The sequence below is a fragment of the Comamonas thiooxydans genome, assembly GCF_000964545.1.
GTDB lineage: Bacteria > Pseudomonadota > Gammaproteobacteria > Burkholderiales > Burkholderiaceae_C > Comamonas > Comamonas thiooxydans.
The window spans coordinates 1-1465 of sequence record NZ_BBVD01000039.1; the positions used below are offsets into that span (position 1 = coordinate 1).

Consider the following 1465-nt stretch of genomic DNA (forward strand, 5'->3'; position numbering starts at 1 on the left):
GCGACTCTGATGTCCACCACGGACACGGAGAGCTACATCAAATATGCCAATCAGGCGTTCATGGAGGTCAGCGGCTTCGAGCCGCAAGAGATCCTTGGCCAGACGCACAATCTGGTGCGCCACCCGGACATGCCACCGGCCGCTTTTGCCGACATGTGGGCCACCCTCAAAAGCGGCGAGCCCTGGAGCGCACTGGTCAAGAACCGGCGCAAGAACGGGGACCACTACTGGGTTCGGGCCAATGCCATTCCCATCATCCGCAATGACAAGGCCAAGGGCTATATGTCGGTGCGCACCCAACCCGAGCGCAAAGAGGTCGAGGCGGCGCAAAAGCTGTATGAGTCCATGCACGACAAGGGCGGTTCCGCTCCCGAGTTGCACAAAGGCATAGTCTCCAAGAAAGGGCTGGGGAAGCTGCTGTCGATCTGGCGGCACATGGGGGTGCGCCGGCGCATTCGCCTGAACGCGCTGGCCTTGTGGGCCGTCCTGGTGCTTGGGGCCTGGCTGCTGGGTCAAAGCCAGATGCAGTTTTTGTCGATGGCGGCCTTCATGACGGTGGCCCTGATGGTGATGACGCTGTTGCTCGAGAGTCAGTTCGCCACGCCGCTGGAGCTGCTCAAGCGTCAGTCGCTGAACGTGGCAACCGGCAACAACCGGCAGACGGAATACTTGCAGCGCTCGGATGAAATCGGCACCACGCTGCGCACGGTCAACCAGATCGGTCTCATGTTCCGCTGGCTGGTGGACGATGTGAATCAGCAGGCGCTCAATGTTCAGCAGGCTTGTAACGAAATCGAGCAGGGCAACAGCTATCTGCACGGGCAGACGGAGCAGCTGGCGGTGAATGTGGCCCAGACCTCGGCCTCCATGGAGCAGATCACGGCCCGGGTTCAGTCCAGCGCCGATACGGCACAAAAAGCCGGTGTGCTGGCCAGCGAAGCCAGCGCGGCGGCCTTGCGCGGGGGCCAGTCCATGGATCAGATCGTCTCCACCATGGAGTCGATCACGGCCAACTCCCGCCGCATTGCCGACATCGTCGGCGTGATTGACAGCATTGCCTTTCAAACCAATTTGCTGGCGCTGAATGCGGCCGTGGAGGCCGCCCGCGCGGGCGAGCATGGCAGGGGGTTTGCCGTCGTTGCCGGCGAGGTGCGGGCCCTGGCGCAGCGCAGCGCCGATGCTGCCAAGGAGATCAAGGCGCTGATTCAGGCCAGCACGGCCACCATCGAGGCGGGCTCTCTGGTGGTCAGCGATGCGGGGAGCAATATCGGGGATATCGTCTCCCAGGCGCGCAGCGTGGCGGACTTCATTGCCGAGATCAGCAAGGCCACGCGCGAACAAAGCGAGGAGATCAGCCAGGTAGGGAAGTCGGTGGCGGACATGGACTATCTGACGCAGCAGAACGCGCAGCTGGTGACCCAGGGGGCGCAGGCTTCCAGCAGCATGCAATGGCAGGTGAAGAATC

Annotated in this window: 1 protein-coding gene; it reads left to right on the top strand. The window is 62.7% G+C overall.

Annotated features, from left to right (window positions below):
- On the top strand, positions 1–1465 hold a 1465-nt coding region (locus Cth01_RS23905; RefSeq protein WP_052703467.1), incomplete at both ends, for a methyl-accepting chemotaxis protein.